Source organism: Pseudoclavibacter sp. VKM Ac-2867, from assembly GCF_015351275.1.
Lineage (GTDB): Bacteria > Actinomycetota > Actinomycetes > Actinomycetales > Microbacteriaceae > Pseudoclavibacter.
The window spans coordinates 96,425-116,878 of sequence record NZ_JADKSL010000011.1; the positions used below are offsets into that span (position 1 = coordinate 96,425).

General features: G+C 68.1%; 16 protein-coding genes. 11 read left to right on the forward strand and 5 right to left on the reverse strand.

Annotation, left to right across the window (positions count from 1 at the left end; genetic code table 11):
- Positions 1-229: hypothetical protein (locus ITJ67_RS12340; protein ID WP_228502746.1), on the reverse strand; the 229-nt coding region annotated here is incomplete at its 3' end.
- A 176-nt stretch (positions 230-405) separates the two neighbouring features.
- Here ITJ67_RS12340 and ITJ67_RS12345 point away from each other — a divergent pair.
- On the forward strand, positions 406-987 hold the full coding sequence (locus ITJ67_RS12345; RefSeq protein WP_194677850.1) for a nuclease-related domain-containing protein: 582 nt from the start codon (positions 406-408) through the stop codon (positions 985-987).
- Positions 988-1,040: 53 nt separating this feature from the next.
- Positions 1,041-5,561, forward strand: coding sequence for an FtsK/SpoIIIE domain-containing protein (locus ITJ67_RS12350; protein WP_194677851.1), 4,521 nt, complete (start codon positions 1,041-1,043; stop codon positions 5,559-5,561).
- Here the strand turns inward: ITJ67_RS12350 and ITJ67_RS12355 are convergent.
- From ITJ67_RS12355 to ITJ67_RS12370, 4 genes are all read right to left on the reverse strand, one after another.
- Positions 5,528-5,776, reverse strand: a complete 249-nt coding sequence (locus tag ITJ67_RS12355) for a hypothetical protein (RefSeq protein WP_194677852.1) — start codon at positions 5,774-5,776, stop codon at positions 5,528-5,530. The two genes, ITJ67_RS12350 and ITJ67_RS12355, sit on opposite strands and share 34 nt — an antisense overlap.
- Before the next feature lie 9 nt (positions 5,777-5,785).
- Positions 5,786-6,067 carry a hypothetical protein gene (locus ITJ67_RS12360; protein WP_194677853.1) on the reverse strand — a complete coding sequence of 94 codons (282 nt, stop codon included), beginning with the start codon at positions 6,065-6,067 and terminating at the stop codon, positions 5,786-5,788.
- Positions 6,068-6,175: 108 nt separating this feature from the next.
- The gene (locus tag ITJ67_RS12365) at positions 6,176-6,889 is read right to left on the reverse strand and encodes a hypothetical protein (RefSeq protein WP_194677854.1); all 714 of its coding nucleotides are present in this window, start codon (positions 6,887-6,889) and stop codon (positions 6,176-6,178) included.
- 89 nt (positions 6,890-6,978) lie between these two features.
- Positions 6,979-8,775 carry a PD-(D/E)XK nuclease family protein gene (locus ITJ67_RS12370; RefSeq protein ID WP_194677855.1) on the reverse strand — a complete coding sequence of 599 codons (1,797 nt, stop codon included), beginning with the start codon at positions 8,773-8,775 and terminating at the stop codon, positions 6,979-6,981.
- Positions 8,776-9,699: 924 nt separating this feature from the next.
- Between ITJ67_RS12370 and ITJ67_RS12375 the strand changes: the two genes are divergently transcribed.
- From ITJ67_RS12375 to ITJ67_RS12415, 9 genes are all read left to right on the forward strand, one after another.
- Entirely contained in the window at positions 9,700-10,353 is a 654-nt protein-coding gene (locus ITJ67_RS12375; RefSeq protein ID WP_194677856.1) for a hypothetical protein, read from the forward strand.
- An 8-nt stretch (positions 10,354-10,361) separates the two neighbouring features.
- Positions 10,362-10,691, forward strand: a complete 330-nt coding sequence (locus tag ITJ67_RS12380; protein WP_194677857.1) for a hypothetical protein — start codon at positions 10,362-10,364, stop codon at positions 10,689-10,691.
- Entirely contained in the window at positions 10,688-11,809 is a 1,122-nt protein-coding gene (locus ITJ67_RS12385) for a hypothetical protein (protein WP_194677858.1), read from the forward strand. The genes ITJ67_RS12380 and ITJ67_RS12385 overlap by 4 nt, the downstream gene beginning before the upstream one ends.
- 51 nt (positions 11,810-11,860) lie before the next feature.
- Positions 11,861-15,328: a hypothetical protein gene (locus ITJ67_RS12390; RefSeq protein WP_194677859.1), complete on the forward strand. Its 3,468-nt coding sequence runs from the start codon at positions 11,861-11,863 to the stop codon at positions 15,326-15,328.
- Between the two features lie 215 nt (positions 15,329-15,543).
- On the forward strand, positions 15,544-17,226 hold the full coding sequence (locus tag ITJ67_RS12395) for a hypothetical protein (RefSeq protein ID WP_194677860.1): 1,683 nt from the start codon (positions 15,544-15,546) through the stop codon (positions 17,224-17,226).
- Positions 17,227-17,265: 39 nt separating this feature from the next.
- Complete coding sequence (locus ITJ67_RS12400; protein WP_228502749.1) at positions 17,266-18,993, forward strand: FtsK/SpoIIIE domain-containing protein; 1,728 nt, start codon at positions 17,266-17,268, stop codon at positions 18,991-18,993.
- Positions 18,994-19,085: 92 nt separating this feature from the next.
- On the forward strand, positions 19,086-19,607 hold the full coding sequence (locus ITJ67_RS12405) for a hypothetical protein (protein WP_194677862.1): 522 nt from the start codon (positions 19,086-19,088) through the stop codon (positions 19,605-19,607).
- Positions 19,608-19,650: 43 nt separating this feature from the next.
- Complete coding sequence (locus tag ITJ67_RS12410; protein ID WP_194677863.1) at positions 19,651-20,085, forward strand: DUF2127 domain-containing protein; 435 nt, start codon at positions 19,651-19,653, stop codon at positions 20,083-20,085.
- Between the two features lie 22 nt (positions 20,086-20,107).
- Positions 20,108-20,446 carry a histone-like nucleoid-structuring protein Lsr2 gene (locus tag ITJ67_RS12415; RefSeq protein ID WP_194677864.1) on the forward strand — a complete coding sequence of 113 codons (339 nt, stop codon included), beginning with the start codon at positions 20,108-20,110 and terminating at the stop codon, positions 20,444-20,446.
- The last annotated feature ends 8 nt before the right edge of the window (positions 20,447-20,454 follow it).

The window sequence follows — 20,454 nt, forward strand, 5'->3', positions numbered from 1 at the left end:
CCGCGAATCCCACAAACTGAAGACCCGCACTCTCCCGAACCACGAAGTCGACCGTAACCTCGTCCCCGGCACCAACCATCGACCGCGACGTCACAACGGCAGAAATCAACTCCGGCCCCGTCACATCGGGGTCGACGGGGATCGGTGCCGCGTGCGCTGCTGTAGCGACGGCCCCTCCGAAGAGGAGTGCGACGATGAGCGCGCTGATGAGCGCGTAGAGCTTTTTCACTTGTTCTCCGGCGGTGGAGCGGACTGGGGATCTCCCGACGTTATCGGCTAACGCTCAGGTTGACGAGGGTTTGCGGTCGCGTCGAATCCCCGGGTAAGACCCGAGAGAGCAGTCCTTCTCCCGTCTCCGCATAGGGAGGCCAGCGGGCACTCTGCTCGACTGGATCGGAGTGAGCCATGGGCAGCGTCTACGGCACGGCCGGCGGGAGCCTCGAGCACGCCTCGACGGCGTCGTGGGCCGCGAACGAGCGGGTCGCGCAGATCGGCGCAGCGGGTGAACGATCCCTCGCGCGTGTCCTGGAAGCATGGGCGGTGCGCCCGGACGGTCCTGACGTGTTCCATGACGTGACGATCCCGAACGGGCACGGCGCGAACATCGATCACGTCGTCGTCGGCTCGAGCGAAGTGCTCCTGATCGACGCGAAGGCGTGGCGGCCGGCGTTCTACTGGACGTACGGCGGGGTCACTCGTCGCGGGTTCGAGGCGTTCCCGTTCGGCGACAAGCGCACCCTCCCGAACGCGCTCGCCGCGTTCACCCGCCACCTGGAGCGACGCGGCGCGCTGATGCCGTTCGCGGTCCCGCTGGTGGTGACGGTGCCGGCGAACACACATCCGAAATCAGCTCCGGTGTTCGCGTACCGCCCGATCGACGCCCGAGCTCGCACCCTCGAGACGCTCGCGCGCTTCCCGCAGCTGGTGCTCCCGAACGGGCGGGCACCGCATCCGACGGCCGCCGCGTTCGCAGCTCTCACCCGCTGACGCCACCCAGCTTCCCTTCCTGCTCGTCGTCCTCGAAAGGACTCCACTGCCTCATGCCTCCTGCCGCCAAGCGCCCGCAGCAGTCGCCGCTCGCTGTCCCGTTCGCCGTCGCGGCCGTCCCCGTCGGGATCGGTCTGTCCTGGTTCGAGTACCCCGGCTTCTTCGCCGCGTGGATCGTCGTGCTCATTGCGACGTTCAACGCCGTCTCGCCGATGTTCACCGGTCCGAAGAAGAACGGCGTGGAGACGCCGGCGAGCGAGTATGAGAAACAGCTCGCTCGCCGGTTCCGGGCGTGGCAGTCGCTGCGCGGACACCTGTTCCTCTCCCCCGCGCTGTGGCCGGGCAAGCGCGTCGCGCTCCTCCCGATCGCAGCTCTCGCCCTGGCGGTCGCTGTCTGGTTCCTGCCGGTGCTCGGCTCCGGCCACGCGTTCGACCTCGGCGCTGGAGGTGCACCCCTCGTCGTGCCGGTCATCTCCTCGTCGTGGGAGGCGGGCCTGCGCGCGGTGAACGCGTACGCGGCGATGGCGCTCGTCGTCGCGGGACTGGACACCTTGAATCGTGCCGCGGCGGAGCGCGAGCCTCGCCCGTACGCTGGCGTGCTCGACCTCATCGACCGGGTGAAGACCTCCGTCCCCGCGCGAGTCGCCCTGATCGCGTGCCTGATCGTTCCAGCGTCGCTCGTGACCGTCGACGTTCTCCAGCTCGAGGACGTGCCCGAGATCGCGCCGTGGCTTCCCTCGCCGACGATCCAGGCGGTCGCGCTGGGCATTGCCGCGAGTCTCGCGGTCGTCATCGGCGTCTTCTCGAAGCCGCTCATCGAAGCGTGGCGCGAACGGTGCGAGGCGGCCGAGCGGTGGGCGGCAGTGTGGCCGGAGCTGAAAGAGTTCAAGCAGGCCGAACCTCGCCTCGTCGACCATGCCGCGTACCCCGACATCGACCTGCAGGTGGACACCTTCGACGCGCCATCCGCATACGGCACCGCGGGCATGTTCAAACTCGGCGACGCCATCGGCCTGCAGCTCGCAGGCCAGGGCCACTCCCGCGACCTCGCGATTCTCTCCACCCCGGAGATCGACCAGCAGGGGCAGCCGAAGCCCGGCACCCGTCACCCGCTGCGGTTCCGTGTCGCGTCGTGGCCGAAGGACCAGAAGCCGGACCTCGCCCGCCCCGACACGTCCGCGGAGATCGCAGAGCTCGCCATCGACTCGATCCTCTACTGGGCCGCGACCGCGAACAAGGCGATGCCAGACTCGTGGCCGCTCCTGTCCGGATTCGAGCTCATCTCGACCGCCCCCGAAGGCGCCAAGCCCGTTGACGCCGACGCGAAGCCGGACCTGCTCATGGAGACCCCCGAAGCCGAGGAAGCACCGGAGTACACCGTCGCCTACGCGTGCACGATCGCCGACGCGTCAGGTCTCGGGCACGCGGGCGCCGCCGCGAACCACGTCTACAGCTCTGGGTTCGGCGAGCTCGTCGAGGCCCGCGCGGTCCCGGACCCGTATGGGGCGACGACCCTCTACGTCGGCGCGCTCACCGCGGGCTCGACGACGCTGCAGAACCCGGGACTGCTCGACGACTTCGCTCGCATCGACGAGGAGGACCTGTGGGGCCGCCGCTGGAGCGACACCGTGCTCAGCGCCGGCATCGTCGGCGGCCAGAAGCCGCACACGGCGCTGGTGCGCAACAAGAAGGTGCACGAGTTCGTCAACCACAACCCGCACGCCGGCTCCATGCGCCCGCCGAAGCCCATGTCGATCGAGGTGATGCCGTTCCAGGTGCTCCAGGGCGTCGACGTCGGCACGTTCCTCCGCTCGAAGGTCGAGACGACGCTCACGACGGCACTCGACTCCGCCCCGTTCGTGTACCTCATGGCGTGGAAGGCCGCCGGCTCCTCCCGGCAGGGCGAGCGCAACTCCGGCGCGTTCGCGGTCGCCTGGTCCAAGGACCCGATCGAGATGAACCCCGCCCGGCTCTACGCGAACCTCTCGGCCAGCAAGAAGATGGCAACCGCGAGGGCGGAGACCAACCAGGTCGCAACGATCGTCCTCGGCGCGGGCCTCGCGAAAGCGTTCGAGGCGTCGAAGCTCGCCCGCCCCGAAGTAGTTCAGGTAGAAAACCTCACCGGGCCCGACACCGACTCCAGCATCTGGCGCGTGACGCTCCGCCTCTACGGAGGCGTCACCACCGACCAGGTGCGCAAGTCGCTGGGCAGCATGAAGAGCCTCATCGGCTGCGACTGGATGCAGGTCACCGGCGCGCAGGACGGCTGCGTCATCGTCTACGGCGCCCGCCCGAACGCCCCCGACGTGCAGTTCTCCGGCCCCCGCGCCCGCGCGAACGAGGACTACTGCACCGCCATCGAGTGGGAGGCGGCGTTCGAGGCGACGAACCTCATCGGCACCGACGGGCTCGCCCCGAAGCTCCTGTCGCTGGAGCCGCTGCCCGGCAACGAGAAGGTGCAGCAGGCGACGTTCAAGATCCCGCTCGGCCGATCCATCGACGACTTCCGCGAACCGAAACGGCTCGGCACGCTCCGCTCCACCACCAGCAACAAGTTCATCGACGTCCAGCCGGCAGACACCCCCAGCGAGGTGCTGCTGCGCATCAGCCGCGAAGACCCGGTCCCCTTCCCCGCCCCCATCGACTGGGACGCGATGAACGACGGCGGGCTGGCTGTGCCCGTCGCATCCGGCGTCGACGGGGCGCCCGTCCGGTTCGATCTGGACCTGGACCCGCACCTGCTCGTGCTCGGTGGCACCGGTACCGGCAAGTCGATCACGCTCGGCGTGCTCCTCACGGGGTTCCTGCTGCGCGGCTTCGACTGCTACCTCGCCGACCCGGTGAAGTTCGGCGCCGACTTCCAGTTCGCCAAGTCCTGGATGAAAGCGGTCACCGGCGAGGTCCTCGAGACCAGCCGAATGCTCGACGAGCTCTACGCGGAAGTGCAGCGCCGGAAGCGGTTCAACGCGTCCCGCGGTGTCGGCTCCATCACGGACCTGCCGGCAGCCGAGCGGCCGCGCCGCATCGTCATCTTCATCGACGAGTTCACGTCCCTCATGATGGCCGACCGCGTCCCGAAAGCAACGGACGGGATGACGCCGGAGATGCTGCAGGAGATCGCGGAACAGCAGGCGATCGCCAACGCGAAGCAGAACATCGGCGCCAAGGTCGGCCGCATCGCCCGTGAGGCCCGAAGCGCCGGCGTCCACCTGGTGCTCGCGACCCAGGAACTCAAGAAGGACACCATGGACCAGATCCCGGGCGGGCGGGACCTCAAGGGCAACCTCGCCCGGCTCGTGCTCGGCAAGCTCTCCTTCGGCAGCCTCATGTCTGCACTCAAGGACGCGACCGCCGCTCCCGACCTCGGGCAAGCCGCCGGCATGAAGGGCCGCGGCATGCTCGAGTCGAACCAGCAGGGGCCCACCAAGATCCTGCAGTCCTGGTACGGCACCGAAGGCTCCCACCTCTCCCACAACGCCGGCATGGTCGAGCAGCTCCGCGCGCACGTCGACGAGATGACCGAGCAGATGGACCTCGCCGGGATGGTTGCGGCCGACGCCGCGACGACGAACACCGCCGGCGTCTTCGGGCAGCTCCTCGACGACACCCCCGCCGACGTCATCGAGCTCGTGGCTCCCGTGGAAGAGGTCACATTCGCCGGCCCCGACCTCGCGTTCGACTTCGACGACGACAACGAGGACGAGGTGGCTCCGGTGGACCCGCTGGCGCAGCAGGCTCCGGTCCTCACTCCTCCTGTCGGGTTCAACCCGTTCGACGTGCCCGAGGGGGATGCGGAGGACGACGCTCTGCCGGAAGCAGTGCAGTCGGAACCCGTGCAGGTGGCGCCGGTCCAGCGTCCGTTCGACCTGTTCTCGTCCGCCATCGACGCCATCGACGCGATCGACGACGACGAGCCGGATCACACCGACTCGTACGATGCCGTCGTGCCCACCGCAGACGCCGCCTTCGAGGTGCACGCGCCGACGCTGTTCCTCGACGTCGAAAACACCATCAGCCCGCTGTCGATCCCCGTGGGGCTCTGGGACGACGCGGAGATCCTGCCGGACACACCACACGGGGCCGTCTGGATCTCGCGGACGATGCTGCGCCGGCTTGGGCAGCTGCGGTGCGAGATCGTCTGGCTCACGGATTGGGACACCGACGCCGCGCCGACGTTCGACGCGCTCTTGGGCCGGGAGACGCGCACGCTCACCCAGCCCACCTCCGTCGACGGCTGGCGCAAGGCAGAAGCGCTGCTCTCCGTCGAGATGACCGCGCAGGTTCCGATCGCGTGGGCGGACGACCACCAGGAGCGTCACGAGGACGACGTGCAGCGCGTTCGGGACCGTCTCCCAGGCATCCACCTCGTCAGCCCATCCCCGTGCCTCACTCCGGCCGATCTGGATGGACTGGAGGCGCTGTTCGGGACGGACGCACCGGCAGCTGCTCCGACCCCGGTGGCAGTGCCCTCCGCAGCGGCCTCATCGCCTGCGGCGGACCTGTTCGCACCCCCGGTGTACTCGAACGCGCCTGCGCCCGGTCACAACCCCCTGGCGACTGGCCTGTTCGACTGACCGGCGGTGATCGTCCGCTCGCGTCGTTCAGCGGCGCGAGCGGCGACGTCCGGGTATTCGGCCATGGCATCCGGGTCCAGGAGCAGGCGGTCGATCTGTTGGTGGTGGCGGCCGATGCGCCAGCCGTGCGCGGTGAGCCATTCGAGCTTGGCTGGACACATGTCGGGATTCGCGCGCTCATAGTCGAGCAGTGCCCGCGCCTTCGGTGACAGCATCCCCGCAGATTAGACGATCGCCGAATCGAACGTTGTTGGGTTCGGCGCCACCACGTGGACCTCGACACCGAGAGCCAGCAGGTGCGCCTCGCGGTGTCGCGCAAGCACTGTTGACGCGTGCGCGCCGGTGATGGTCACTCGTGGCGGTCGGAGTTGCTCCGGGAGCTCGTCGGTGCGGGTCGCGTGTCCGGCTTCGAGGAGGATCGCTCGCGCGTCGAGCATGTCCCCGATCGCGGCGGCCGCGTCGGCGTCGTCGCAGACAAGCACGATCGGTTCAGGTGGCTCGAGCATGGTGGTTCCGGGTTCTGCTGGGCATGGTGAAGCCCCACCCGGCGAGCAGAGCGTGCCTGCGGAGGCCTCGTCGGGTGGGGCGGTCTGGGTGGACGGCGGTGCGGCGGGTTACGCCGGCTGCACCTGCTGAACCATGTGGGCGGGGACGCCGTTGTTGGGGAGATTCGCGAGCTGCGCCGCGTCGATGTCGGGCGCGTACCCGTGCGGGTTGTGCAGTGGCGTGTTGCGCAGCTGCGCCCAGTTGCGGAGATCGAACTGCTGCCCCTTGTGCTCGGGCTTCACCTGGTACTCGGGGTTGCCGACGTTGTACGCCGGATCGACGCCGCGGTCTTCGAGGCCCGCGAGGACGCGGTACTTCGTGTCACCTTCCTTACCGGCGACCATGTTGACGGTGACGGCGACCTTGTGGCCGACGAGGCCGAGCGTCTGCTTCATGAGCTCGCTCACGGCCTCGCTCTTCGGCCCGTCGAGACGGTCGCTGCGCACCAGGTCCTGGCCGAGCTTGTTGTACTTCGCGACCGCAGTCTTGAGGATGACGATGCCGCGCTGCGACTTGAGGTCGCGGTCGACGTGGATGACCGTGCCGACGAACGTCTTCGTCTCGACGACCTTCGCCGCCTCGAAGTCGAGCGCGCGGACGATCCGGTCGATGTTCGAGCCGGGCATGGTCGACTCGAGGATGCGCTGGGTCGCGTCCCCCACGTGCTGGTCGCTGTAGTCGGCACCGTGACCCATCGCCGCGATGAGGTGGGCGATGGGAAGCAGCTGCATCTTCTGCTGCTCGTAGAGTTCGATGATGGGTCCGGATTCGGGCTTGGACATGGGCTGGCCTCCAGGGGCAGTGCAGTGGATCAGGGGTGGTGGGTGGCTATGCGGGCATCGGTGCCCGCTGGGTCACAGCTCGGGCGTGCTCACGCGAACGGTCCACCCTTCTGCGCGGTCGCGGCGACGGCGAGCGACTCCATGAGCAGCTCCTCGCTGATGGCTTCGTCTTCCCAGACGGTCATCGCGGTCTTCGCGAGCGTCATCAGGTACGGGCCGTTGGTCTGGTACCAGGCGGTCCACGCCTCGGGGCCTGCGCCGACGGGCAGGGCGCGCTGTTCGAGGACGCTGCGCAGCAGGCCGCGGATGCGCGTGTTCGCGCCCGACGACCAGCCGGTGCCCCCGGTGATGCCGGCCTCGGCTCGCTGGACCATTCGCGCGAACACTCGGGCGAGGGCGAGCGTCTGCTCCTGAGTGGGAGCGGCAACGCCGGCCTTGGTCAGTGACTCCGCGGCGAGTCCCACAAGGCCGAACACTCCGGTCGCGGCGTACGAGTTGAGGTTCAGCAGAGGCGCGCCTCCGGGGCCGTTCACGATCTCGTCGAACGGACGACCTTCGGGACGCGGCGTCATCTGCTGCTGGGGTGCCTGCTGGGGTGCCTGTGCCGGCATCTGCTGGGCGGCCTGCTGCGGGGCTGCGGTCATAGTCATGGCGTGGATCTCCTGGATCAGCGGTGCTGGTGGTGGTGGTGAGGTCTCTATGCGGGGGCGTGCGTCGGGCTCGCACCCGGGGGCCTCGTCCGCTTCGAGAGCAGCGAGGATCAGCGGTGGGACGACGGGGTTGGGCTTGAACGCGCGGGAGCCTTCGATGCCGAGCTGGTTGGGGCTGAACTGCCCGTCGGCGGCGGCACCTGCCTTGCGCAGCGATACGGCGTCTTTGAGCATCCAGGCGCGGCGCTTCTCCGTCAGCGCGACTCCGTTGCTGAGCTCGAGGGCGAACTTGTCGGCGTTCGTCCACTTCTTCGGCGAGCCGATCTGGCCGACCGGGCAGGCGTTCACGAGCGGGCACCACGCGCACAGCGGGCCCGGGTTCGTGGTGAACTCCCGAGCTTCGACCGCGCGCTGCTGGGCCTGGTACTGCTCGGTGAGCCACTGCACGGAGTCGTCGGTGGCTTCCACGCTCATGTCGACCTCGGTGCGCGCCCGAGCGCCTGTGTAGAGCAGCTGCCCGCGTGTGGGGCGGATGCCGGTCTGTTTCTCGTAGCCGCGGCCGTAGATGCGGATCTGGTCGGCCTTCTCGTCGCGGTTCCCGTAGTCGGGGTTGAACTTCTCGTACTTGCCGGTCTTGTAGTCGGTGATCTCCACCTCTTCGCCCTTGCCGGTGAAGAGCCGCTCGACGCGGTCGATGAAGCCGTTCAGGTTCAGGAACGTGTTCAGCGGGACGGCCTTGAACCGCCGCTCGACCTCGATGACGTTGACCTGCGTCGGGTCTTCCAGCTCCAGCACACCGAGGGCGAAGTCCATGACTTTCAGCTCCTGCGTGATGCGCCCGTCCGGGTCGAGCTTTTCCTGGTCCGCTCGGAAGTCGGGGCTGAGGAACACCTGGCGCACGTGCTCCTGGAGGCGTTCCCTGGTGCGCTCGGGTGCGGGCACGTCCCGGTAGAAGGACTCGAGTGCGGCGTGCGCGTGCACGCCCAGCGGGGCCGCCTGGAGGGGGTCGTCCTCGCGCGGCACGACCTGGGAAGCGAGCCACTTGGACTGGCACTGCGCGATCGCCTGGCCTGCCGACACGGAGAACGCTCGACGGTTGAGCGACGCGGCAGTCTCGTCGGAGGTGACGAGGAGACGCCCGTCATTGGTCCACCGCAGCCCCGTCAGCGGGAGGGTCTTCTCTCGGTACGAGGAGGGGGCGGGCGGGGGCGTCTGGGCGAGTACTTGGGTGGTCACCCCAGGTCTATGCGGGTACCTCCGTCAGAGGGTCGATGGGGGCGCGGCAGGGTTGTTTTGAGGCCAGATTCAGGCTTGAGGTGGGCAACTCACACGGAATGGCGACACGCCCGGGAGAGGTCCAATAAAGAACCGCTTGGGCGTGTCGCCTGCTGAGCTTTTCCTGTGAATCCAGCCACCGGTGGAAAACCCAGGAATCGGCGAAACATAGTTGGAACTAAGTCGCCAACTCGAGACCTAGTGAGCGGATTCCATTTTTGACCAGGAGTTTCTTGGCCAAGCCTTGCCCTCCCAGCCCAACTAGCGATCCCAGAAATGCCTATATAGAGAGATCAATAAGAGAAAAGATGAAAAGGAGTCGAATTACCCATATATAGATATATCTATATATATAGACCTTTTCCTTTTCCTAGTAGTAGTAGTAGTAAGGGGTTTCCCCTACTGCCGACTGGGAACTCGACCTAGGCGAGGTTCTAGGAGCGCCTAGGAATCCGGCCTCGCAACTATGTTTCGCCCAAAATCGGGCCTCGAAACCGGTATTTCGGCACCCGCCGCTGACCCCGCCAGACCGACCCGACGATCACCCAAAACCGCCTCCGATGCCCGGAACGGCGCGGATCTGTGGTCTCGGTCGGTCCCGTCCGCCGACGACCGCCGGGTTGCGCCGTCGGCCGGTCCGGGGTAACTTTTCGACAGCTGGGACCAGCCCACCGGTCTGTCGAGCCAGAGCCATGTCTCTGCCCGAACTCCGCCCACGGACCCCAAGCCCGCACGCACCACCCACGCCCGCCGCGAGACACTCTCGCCGCGGGCGTTCGTCGTTTCCGGGGTCGTCGCGCATAGAGTCCCCATGAGCTCCTGCCCCGCACCCTCCGCACTCTCCCCGGCCCGTCGTGCCGTCTCCCGTTCGGGAGGTGGTGCCCGATGACCGACACCTCGTTCGGCTACAGCCCCGACGTCGCGTTCGGCGCTCCCGCTCCGGCCCCGGTTCAGCCGCTCCCACCTCGGGAGCCAGAGACCGCAGCCGAGCCCGTCCCGCTGCCCGCTGCTCTGCCGACACCGGCCGCCGGCGACGAAGCACCAACTCGTCGGTCCCGTCGCGCGTCCGCGCCTGCCGCGAAGGCAACCCGCCCGGCGCCCGCGAAGCTGACGCGTGCGGTCGTCGGGAAGATCCTGAGCATCCACGCGCGGGTGTCCACCCTCGACGACGGTGACCGGGAGCTCCTCGCGGGCCTCCTCGGCGGCACCCGCACCATCTCGAACGACGTTGCCTCCCTCACCACGCAGCTGGCAGTGGAAGGCGGCGGGTCGAAGTCGACCGCGAAGATCGTCGAGACACTGCAGGAGCTGCGCGGTATCGAGAGCGAGCTCGACCGGATCGAGCGACTGTTCGGCCTGGACGACGCCCACCGGCGTCTGCTGTGGCGCGTGCTCGCCTCCCTCGGCCGCCTCGATGGGTCCCCCGCCGCGGGAGATGCGTTCGGGACGGCGCGCAAAATCGCGACCGCCGTCGCCGAGCTGTCCGACTGGGACCTCGAGCGCATCGAGCGGCTCCGTCAGGCGACGAGCGCGAAGTAGCCCCGGCCATGCCCACCTGCACCCTCTGGCGGTACGTGCCCGGCAAGCCGGGAGCGTCGACTCTGCCCGGGAAGAGCGCCGAGTCATGGCGCCCGTGCCGCGAGACCGTGCCCGCCGGTGTCGCCGGATGCTCGGACTGCTTCGAGGCGATCATCCAGCACCCGGACCCGCAGGTGCGCATCGCAGCGGCCGCCCATCCCGACGTCCCCGCTGACGTGCTCGCTGTCCTCGCGCTCGACGGGGACCAGCGCGTCGCGATCGCCGCAGCCGACGTCATCCACCAACGCACCGCCACCTCCGACTCCACCTCCGCACCGCTAGGAGCACCCCGCCCATGAGCCCGAAGCCCAAGGTCAAGCCGACCGCAGCGCCGACGCCGTTCGACGACGACTTCCCGATGGCCACGAACCGGCAGGCACCTGCGGCGAAGAAGCGCGAGATGAGCCGGAGAGCGGCACGACGCTGGCTCATCGCCATCGGCGTCGGCGTCGTCGGGATCGCCGTCGTCGCCGGAGGGTCGCTGCTCCTGCAGCAGCGCGAGGAGCCCGCCCCAGTACTCTCAACCGACCTCGTCGACTCCGACGGCAAAGCCCTGGCAATGGCAAGCATCACGACGTGGCTCGGCCAGAACCCAGCTCCCGTGCCCGGGGGCGTGCTGCTGTCGTGGGACGGCGTCGACACCACACCCGCACCGACCGCGGCTCCGGGCATGAGCGACCGCGACGTGTCCGCGCTGCCCGGGTACGCGGTCGAGCTGCACCACTTCACGATTCGCGACGGGCAGGGGTACCTGTACGAGGCGAGCGTGCAGGTGGAGTCGAACGAGCTCCTCGGTTCCCGCGTCGCCGACCACCCGAGCCTGCTGCGCATCGCCCCGGATGCCCCGACCGGGCAAGCCTGGGGCCAGAAGGTCGTCTGGTCCGGCTGGGAGACAGCCTCCGCTCCCGCGCCCGTCGAAGAGGCAGTGCAGGCGTGGGCGGCCGCGTTCACCTCCGGCGACCCGAAGGCGCTGCGCCTCGTCGTCGGCGACCCCGACACCACCCACTCGTACATGCCCGTCGGCATCGCCCTCGGCGCCAGCGTCGAAGTCGCCGAGTCCGCGCTCCCGATCCCAGCCGACGGCGAGGACGCACCCGCCGACACGATGCTCGTCCGCGTCAACCTCAACGCCCTCCTCGGCGCGCAGCCAGCCCCGACCGCCGGGGAGACGAAGAAGACCTCGCTCATGACCTATGACCTGCTCGTCACGGGAGCGGACACCGGCAGCCCCCGAGTCGTGTCCTGGGGCGGCGCTGGCACCGGCACCTCACTGGAGCCGTACTCGGTCGCCGTGACCGGCCGCGACGTCGGCCCCGCCCAAGACGCGACGATCAGCGGCGAAACGCCCGCCCCGACTGCCGCTCCCGAAGAGACACCCGCACCGGACGCCTCACCAGCCCCGGCCCCCACGCCGTAATCGCGTCCGACGCCGCCGCACCCCGCACTCTCGACAGACAGGACCCTTCCCGTGGCTTCCACCATCACCGGCAAAGACCCTCACGACACCCCGACCGCGCCTCCCCTGAGCACCCGCCACGGCAAGCCGCTCCCCGACGGACGCGTGCCCGGCGTCGACGGGTCCGTGTGGCTGTGGCGGAAGGTGCCCCTCGGCGCGATGCGGGACGTGCGCAGCGACGAGGAGAAAGCTCGCCTCGGCGGACGCATCGACGCCGCCATCCACGGACTCACGGGACTCGCTCGTCAGCGGGCCGTGAATCGGCAGATGGCGAAGTCCAGCTACCGCCGGTTCAAGCTCCTCAGCCTCAACGTGCCTGCCTGGTTCGAAGCTCCCACGGGGCTCGCGACGAAGGCGCAGCTGGACGAGCAGTTCGAGAACGAGCTCGTCCCCCAGCGGCTCGTCATGTTCGGTGTGAAGCTCCTCGCCGACTCCGGTTTCCACGGCATCGGGTCCATCGTCGAAGACGTCACCTCGTTCTTCACCACCATGGACGGCGCCCCGATGGAGGACTTCGAGCGGGACTCGAAGCGCGTCGCCGCGGAACTTGCCCGCGCCGAGCTCGCTATCCCGGACGCGGAGGACTTCCTGTTCGCCGGCAACTGGTGGAACCACTCCATGGACCGAGCGTCCGCCCGCGCTGTTCCGACCCTCGCCCACGTCGATCACCAGCACTTCCTCCGCTCGCCGTCGCTGCGTCGGTCCATCGACCGCCGCCTCGTCGAGACGCAGGAGCGCGATTGCAACGAGTGGCCACCGGAGCTCGTCAACCACCCCGACATGGCCACGATCACGTTCGGGTCCATCGAAGGGTTCGACTACGACTTCGACGACTCGAACTCCATCTCGGCAGCGTGGGGCGTGGACCTGCTGGATGCCGGCATGCGCGCCATCTCCGTGGAAGGCATCGTGGAGCCGGCGAAGATCACCAAGCAGGAGATTCGCCGTCAGCGCCGGCAGATGTCCGGCGACCGGAAAGAGTTCGCGCACGCCGGCAAGGAGACCGGCGTCGAGATGCAGGACAAGGAGCAGGTCACCGACGACCTCTACACGCATTACAGCCGCGTTGGAGCGCCGCCCACGCTGGTCGACACGAGCATCCTCGTCGCGCTCGACGGCAAGGTGGATGACATCGACCTGCTCGTACCCGCGGCCGTACGCGTCGACCCGATGACGAACCTGCAGGGCGCCGCCTGGCAGGAGATGATGATCTGCTCCTCCGTCCACGCGAACCCGCACCTGCTCGACCTGCCCTCCTCGACGATCGCCTACGCCGGCACCTCCTCGATCCAGGCCGTCAGCGACTCTCCGCTCACCTCCGACGGGCGCAGCGTCGGCGCACTCGCCGGGTTCACCGAAGACGACCACCAGCCCGCGTACCTCTCCAGCGACCCGCAGACCTCCGGCGACAACCTCCCCATCCGCCTCTTCGCCGCATCCCCCGGCTCCGGGAAGCTCCTCACCCTCGACACGCTCCTGCCCACCCCCAACGGCGGCCGCATCGCGCTCCGGGACGTGCGTGTCGGCACCCGCCTCATCGGCCGCGACGGCAACCCCTGCACGGTCACAGCGCTCTCGGAGATCGAAGCCGAGCCAGAGCTGTTCCGCGTCACCCTGGGAGATGGCCAGCACTTCGACGCGTGCGCCGAACACCAGTGGATCGTCTCCGCTCCCGCGGAGGTCCTCCCCCGCTTCGCCGACCTCGAGTACGCCGTCGAGACGATCCGCGGCCTCTACGACTCGATCCCGACGACCTCCCCAATGACCCCGGAGGCGACGTTCTCGCTCTTCCAGCGCGTGTTCGGCGAGCGATGCCCGTGGCCGACGCTCCAGATGATGCACCGCAGCGCGGCCCTCCTGAACCGAGACCTCGACCAGCTTCACGACCGAGCCATCCTCGCTGTGCTCGCCACCCGCCTCCAGCACCTCCAGGACGCGATGATGACGATCGAGCCGGGCGCGCTCGTGCTCACCACCGGCGAGATGCTCGAACTCGCACCGGCCGCCGACTGGCGCATCCGCGCATCCGCGGCAACCCCCGACGCGATCGCACGTCTGGATGCACTCACGGGTCTGCACGTCTCCGCGCTCGACTCCGACAACGAAGCCAGCATCACCGTGCCCGCCGGAGCCGCCCCCGCACTCCTCGACGCCGCGCGCCGAGCGGGCCACGTTGCCGAGCTCTCATCCTCCGCGATGACGTCGACCGTGTCGTGGACCGCCGGCGCCACGCACCACAGCATCGCCTCGATCACCCCCATCGACTCACGTCCCGGCCGGTGCATCAGCGTCGACTCCCCAGACTCGAGCTACCTCATCGGCGACTACGTGCCGACCCACAACACGATGCTGCTGCTGTGGCTCGCGCAGCAGTGGCACCGCCAGGGATCCCCGCAGCTGATCCTCGACCCGAAGCCCGAGAGCGACCACTCGGCGTTCATCCGCCGCGAGGGCGGCCGCAGCATCTCGTTCTCCGACCTGGAAGGCGCGGACGGGATCCTCGACCCGCTGCGGTTCTCCACGAACCTCGGCTCCGGCATCACGCTCGCTGCCGACATGATCACCCGCATGGCCCCATGGGGCGTGGGACGCGGCGAGGAGTTCCAGACGGACGTCCTCGACGCCATCCGCCACGGTGTCGCCCAGGGTGCCCGCGCGACCGGGCAGGCCCTCCGCATCGCCGAACGCGACGGCATCATCGACGCGTCCATCACCGCCCCCATCCACAAGCTCGCCGCCTCCTCCCCCATGTTCCGCACCACGTTCGGGTACGGCTCCACGGAGGAGACGATCGACTTCGGCGCCGGGATGACGTACTTCTACGTCGGTAACGGCGCGTTCGAGCTGCCCGCGATGGCCGACACCGAACCCGCCGAACGTCACGCATCCCAGTCGGTGCGGGCGTCCGCGAACGCCATCCGCATGATCTCCCGCGCCGGCACCGTCGGCCTTGCCCGCAAGGGCGCGGTCCTGCACTTCGACGAGGGATGGGTCCTCGACAAACTCGCCCCCGGGGAGCTGGAAGCGCAGGGGCGTCTCGCGCGCGAGCTCGGCGTGCTCATCCAGGTGTACACGCAGACCCCGTCGGGCCCGGTGGAGAACAAGACCGCGAAGTACGTCGGCTCGGGAGCTATGGGCTACGTCGAAGACCCGGACGAGGCGGTCGCCGCGATGAAGATGATGAAGTTCCGGGAGCCCCTCGACCAGCGCATCCTGGACCGTCTCGTCGCACCCCGCAACGATGCCGGCCAGGCGGACGGCATCAACCGGCAGTCGCTCCAGACGCTGTTCAAGAAGGATTCCCGCGAGGTCGTGCGCGGCAGCGTCTTCTACATCTCCGACGCGACCAGGCGCCTCGCCCCCGTTGAGGTGAAGCTCCCCGCCGCGTTCCTCAAGCAGGTGTCCACCAACTCGAACGACCGCCGAGCCAGGGACGCTGCAGAAGCGGCCGCACGGAATCCCGTTGTGGTGCCCGCATAGCAGTTGCGCCTCACCGAATGGTGTGCGCTAATTGGGTGCGGGCAAGGCATTCCCTGCCCGCACCACCGCCACCCTCGAAGGACGTCATGACTGCCACCTCCACCGCTTCTTCTTTGTCCGCACCTGAGAACCCTACTCGCGACACAGCTGTCGCCACCTTGCCCGCACCTGAGCAGAGCACCGCTTCGGCTGGTGTCCAGTCTTTGCCCGCACCCGTGCCGGCGCCCACGATCGTGCACGCCTCCCCCGCGGTGCAGGAGTTCGCTGGCGAGCGTCTCGCCGAGTTCCACGCCAACCCAGCCACCTTCGGTCGGATCGCGGCATCCGGCTGCCCAGAAGCGGCGACGTTCGCCCGTGCTGACCTCATCGCCTCCGGCATCCCTCCCCTCGCGGATGCGGTGCTGCGCTCCACGTTCCAGCGGAAGCTCCCCGTGACGTGCGCGCGGATCCTCGCCGACCCGCAAGCGTTCACCGCAGGCCACCTCGTCGCCGCTCTCCTGGACGCCTGGCACGAAGTCGCCGTCGAGATGCTGCTGCGCTACGTGGTGCAGGACAGCGTGGAGACCCGACACATCGACGCGGTCTGCCGGAACCTCGCCACCCACGCCCTCGACCAGTCCGGAGGCGTCGGCTCCGGCTATGTCCCCGGGGAGCGCGAGACCGGCGACCTGGAGGCGGTCGACCTGCCCTCGCACCCCTCGAGGTTCCACTCGACGCTGCGCGTGCGCCGCTACCTGGCGGAGATCCTCGCGAACCCGAAGCTCGGCATCCCGCACCGCATGACCGAGCTGGGCTTCCGGGACTACGCGGTCGCGTACCCATCCATCGAGCACCTGTCCCACGACGAGGTGTTCATGGAGACGAGCGTGGACCTGCGCCGCAAGGTGTTCTCCGACGCCGTGCATGAGGGCGCTCGCCCCTCCGGCAAGCACCTGAGTTCCTACCTGCAGCTGCCGAAGATCGCCAAAGGCGCGAGCGCAGTCGGCTGGTTCCGCCAGACCGGTCGGGCCGTCGGGAAGTCGAAGACGCGAGACGCGATCAACCGGCACGCGAAGCTGGTCTCCGCTGACTTTGCCCGCGACCTCGCAGCGAGCGAGGAGCGCATCGGCGGCGTCTCCCGCGAGATTCTGCAGGACGAGTTCCTGCGCGAGCAGGCGATCGCGGACCGGGACGGCCTCGACACCGACTTCGAGCTCGACAGCCGGGACCCTGTCGGCGTGCTCGTCGACGCGCTCGAATCCGCGCGCGAGCTTGCTGGCGGCAACCGCCAGCGCAACAGCGCCATACTCGTCCTGGCCGGCGCGAACGTCTTCCGCAGTTCGTTCACTCTCCCCGAGCTGACGCTACCTGCCGACCCGGAGGAGCTCGAGCGCGTCCGCGTTGCGATCGAGAGCACCCCGGGAGAGGTGCACCGCTCCCTCAAAGCCTGGCACGACGCCCTCAAGGGAGCGAGCACCCGCGACCAGCGCGACATCGATCCGGCCCTCGTGGAGCTGTGGCAGCACTACTCGGCGCTCGAAGCGGACGCACTCCTGGGACGCGGCCCGCAGGTCGCGCTCATCCTCGCCCGCGCAGCCGTTGCAGTACTCCCGACCCCGAAGACGGACTCCCGGCTCGCGTTCATCGCCAGCATCACCGCCGCCTCCACCGACCCGGCCTGGGCCAAAGTCGCGGCGCGCATCTCGTCGGGGTTCGCCGCCCGGTTCTGCAAGCGTGCCCCCGACCCCGCCTCTCAGGCTTGGTCCAACGCGCTGCGCCTCGCTCTCGACGCCGAAGACGCACCCCTCGGCCTCACGAGCGCGGACGTGGAGCGCAACCTGCGCGAGCTCTACCTCCTCAGCCACCTGCCCGCGCAGGCAGAGACGCAGCTACTTCACGACCTGCTTGCCCGCACCTAAGCTACGTTCACGCCAACTCGAGAGCAGTCACCGCCACCCATGACCATGCAGCGCATGCCGATTCCCGTCGGCCAGAAGTTCGACCCCACCAACCCGAAGCACGTCGACAAGGTCCTCACCGCGATCGACCCTGCCCTGTACGGCACGGGGTGGAAGATCGAGCACTACGACCAGGCCGACGGGAAGCTCTACGTCACCCGCCAGGACGCCGTCTCCTCCGTCGAGGCCGGCGCCAACGAAGACCACAAGACTGTCCGGCTCGGCCCGGAGTACGGGCCGGGGGACGGTGAAAAGGTCGCGAAACGCTTCGAGTCGATCCCCGATTTCGAGGGGTACGTGATGACGCACTACGACTCGTACCGCGCCATCGCACGCCTCGCGAAGCTCAGCCCGGACGAAGTGCGATGCCGGGACGCGATCGCGATCGTGGTCGGCGCAAAGCCGTGGGAGGTGCGCGTCTCGAAGCGGCGCGGCGGCGGATTCCACGTTGGCCTCCCGAAGACGTACACCCCCTCCAAGCACGACGCGAAGCTCGACGAGGTCATCACCACCGCGGTCGGCGCGCCCGGCTGGTACTCGAGGATCGACGTGCCGAAGCTGACGATGGACGTCATCCCTTCGACCCAGCCGACATTCCCGGGCGGCATCGCGTTCCCGCTGGACTTGGCAGCGAAGGTGAACACCCAGGATCACCTCATCTTCGGGCAGACCCTCGGGCCGAACGGCGACGAGGACGGGAAGCCATTGGCCCTCACCCTGACGGCCGGCCCCCATAGTACAATCAATGGTACAACCGGGTCAGGAAAGAGCTCTGTCATCAACGGGCTCATCTACGGGGCCCTGCAGACGGGCATGGAACTCGTCATCGTTGACGTGCCACACAAGGCCGTCGATTACCTCTGGTGCAAGCCGTACGTGCGAACTGGTGGCTGGGGCTGCGAGTCTCTCGAGCAGGCAGTCGCATCCCTCAAGCTCACCTACGAGGAGGGTGAGCGGCGAGCACGAGTCCTCAAGCAGTATGGCGTGCAGCGCATGGATCAGCTCCCCCAGTCCGAGATCGATCGCATGCCCACCATCTTCATCGTCGTCGACGAGCTTTCAGGCCTCCTGCAGCTCACCGACAAGATGGCCATGCTCCCAAGGGACCACCCGGAGCGAGTTGAGGCGGAGCGAGAGAACATGCTCCACGGCCTCTTATTGGGAGTCATTCTTAAAGTCGCAGCAGAGATGCGTTTCACAGGCCTCCGCATGGTACTCAGTACCCAGGTGGCAAACAGCACTACGGGTATTCCACCGAAGCTGCGCACCCTTCTGTCGAACAAGATCCTGCTGGGGGTGAACGCGACTGAGGCGAACCGCAATCAGACGTTCTCGGACCCCAGCGGGGTGCCTGCTGTGCCCGACCACGTCAAGGCGGACCCAAAGGCCGGGCGAGGTGTGGGCGTCGCCGAAATGGAGGGCGTGCTCCCCGCAGTGTTCAAGGGCTACTTCCGAGAGGTCCCCGAGTACGAAGCCATCCTCGCGACGATGAACCTGCGACGGACGCCGGCGCCCGAGCCAAGCGAGGACGACTGCCGCCGCCTCATGCCCTACCTCTACGAGGACGAGGACGGCAACCCGGTCGAGCAGCTCAAAGTCGAAAAGAAGCGGTTCTCCGGTGGCCCCCTCGCGAATGACCCCGATGCGGGCGGAGTCGACCAGAACGGCAACCGTCTGACGGGCGCCGCGGCCGCAGCTGCTGCGTCGAAACGGCACGCGAACGTCTGAGTTTGCGCCTATCGATGCGTTCCCCGCATAGGTCTCTAGACTGAGGGGCGCGCCCCGACTTCATCCACTCCTCGAGAGGTTCCTTCCCACCCATGACGACCCTGATTGTCGCGGCCAGCGCTACCCGCTCTGAGACTCCCCGCAACGCCGACGGAGCGCTTTTCCGCTACGCGTACATCACCGAGCGGGAGATGGTCTACGCCGACACCGTGACGGAGCTGTGCAGCTACCTCATCCCGACCTACGACCAGCTGGTCGAAGCCGGGGATGACACGAGCATGCTGGAAGCGCGCGTCGAGAACCTCGCGCACCGCATCGGCATCGCCCAGGCCATGAGCCTCGAGCAGGTGCTCCTGCAGCGCGACGAGGCCCTTCCCGACGAGGTGATGACGGCCGTGCTCGAACCGAAGGACCGCACGCCCATCCACGTCGACGAGTGGCCGCTCACCGACCTCCCGCTGCTGCTGCTCACGACCCAGTACGCGCCATTCACGGCTGTCCCCCGCCCCCGCGGCGCTACCGTGCACTTCTACGACCCTCGTACCGAGCGGACGTTCGTGCACGACACCGCGAAGATCTCCGGCAGCCAGTTCTTGGTCCTCGACCGGGCCTGACCGGATTCCGCCTCATCGACGGGGTGCTTCTAAGGTGATGCCTATGAACCAGTCATCGCCGAACCGAGCGCCCCGTCGATGTATCCGCGCTGCGGCGGTCCTCGTCCTCATCCAGGGCGTGCTCATGGAAGGGCTGCCATTCTTGGCGATGCCAGTCCTGCTGCTTTCGGGGGTTGAGGCGTCCATGCTCGCGCGTGGGTTCTCGTTTATCGTCCCGGCATTCAACGACCATCTCTACCTCATGATGGCCATGAGCGGCGTTTTCGGGGCACTCCGCATCGTCGGGGCCGTCGGTCTGCTGCGCAATCGCATGTGGGGCTACTGGTTCTCCGTCGTCAACTGCGTCGTAACGCTTGTCCTCATGGTGTTCATGCTTCCCGCCGGCATTGCCGACGGTATTCTCTCCGGATCTGCGCTACTCCTGCTGTTCATGGCCAGGTTCGGAAAAGAGCCCATCTACGCTCGGACTGAACCGTAAACTCGAAAATTGGAGCACCGCCATGGTCCAGAAGGCAATCACCACCATCGTGGACGACCTCGACGGCACCGAACTCACTGAGGACGCCGCTGAGATGGTCTCGTTCGCCCTCGACGGGAAGGCGTACGAAATCGACCTGTCGCTCGCGAACGCGCGCGCCCTGCGAGCAGCGCTCCTGCCGTACACCGAAGCTGGCCGCAAGCTCGGACGCGCACCCGCCGCGAAAACCAGCACCAGTACCCGTCGCTCCGACCTTGCTGAGATCCGCGCGTGGGCCGCTCAGAACGGGCACCAGGTCGCCCCTCGCGGCCGCATCCACTACGACGTGGTCGCAGCCTACGACGCCGCTCACGCCAGCTAGCGTCTCGC

What these genes read in the sequence shown, in the direction of transcription:
- ITJ67_RS12345 (WP_194677850.1), top strand. Translation starts at nt 406, where the DNA reads ATGGGCAGCGTCTACGGCACGGCCGGCGGGAGCCTCGAGCACGCCTCG.
- ITJ67_RS12350 (WP_194677851.1), top strand. Translation starts at nt 1,041, where the DNA reads ATGCCTCCTGCCGCCAAGCGCCCGCAGCAGTCGCCGCTCGCTGTCCCG.
- ITJ67_RS12355 (WP_194677852.1), bottom strand. Translation starts at nt 5,776, where the DNA reads ATGCTGTCACCGAAGGCGCGGGCACTGCTCGACTATGAGCGCGCGAAT.
- ITJ67_RS12360 (WP_194677853.1), bottom strand. Translation starts at nt 6,067, where the DNA reads ATGCTCGAGCCACCTGAACCGATCGTGCTTGTCTGCGACGACGCCGAC.
- ITJ67_RS12365 (WP_194677854.1), bottom strand. Translation starts at nt 6,889, where the DNA reads ATGTCCAAGCCCGAATCCGGACCCATCATCGAACTCTACGAGCAGCAG.
- ITJ67_RS12375 (WP_194677856.1), top strand. Translation starts at nt 9,700, where the DNA reads ATGACCGACACCTCGTTCGGCTACAGCCCCGACGTCGCGTTCGGCGCT.
- ITJ67_RS12380 (WP_194677857.1), top strand. Translation starts at nt 10,362, where the DNA reads ATGCCCACCTGCACCCTCTGGCGGTACGTGCCCGGCAAGCCGGGAGCG.
- ITJ67_RS12385 (WP_194677858.1), top strand. Translation starts at nt 10,688, where the DNA reads ATGAGCCCGAAGCCCAAGGTCAAGCCGACCGCAGCGCCGACGCCGTTC.
- ITJ67_RS12400 (WP_228502749.1), top strand. Translation starts at nt 17,266, where the DNA reads ATGACCATGCAGCGCATGCCGATTCCCGTCGGCCAGAAGTTCGACCCC.
- ITJ67_RS12405 (WP_194677862.1), top strand. Translation starts at nt 19,086, where the DNA reads ATGACGACCCTGATTGTCGCGGCCAGCGCTACCCGCTCTGAGACTCCC.
- ITJ67_RS12410 (WP_194677863.1), top strand. Translation starts at nt 19,651, where the DNA reads ATGAACCAGTCATCGCCGAACCGAGCGCCCCGTCGATGTATCCGCGCT.
- ITJ67_RS12415 (WP_194677864.1), top strand. Translation starts at nt 20,108, where the DNA reads ATGGTCCAGAAGGCAATCACCACCATCGTGGACGACCTCGACGGCACC.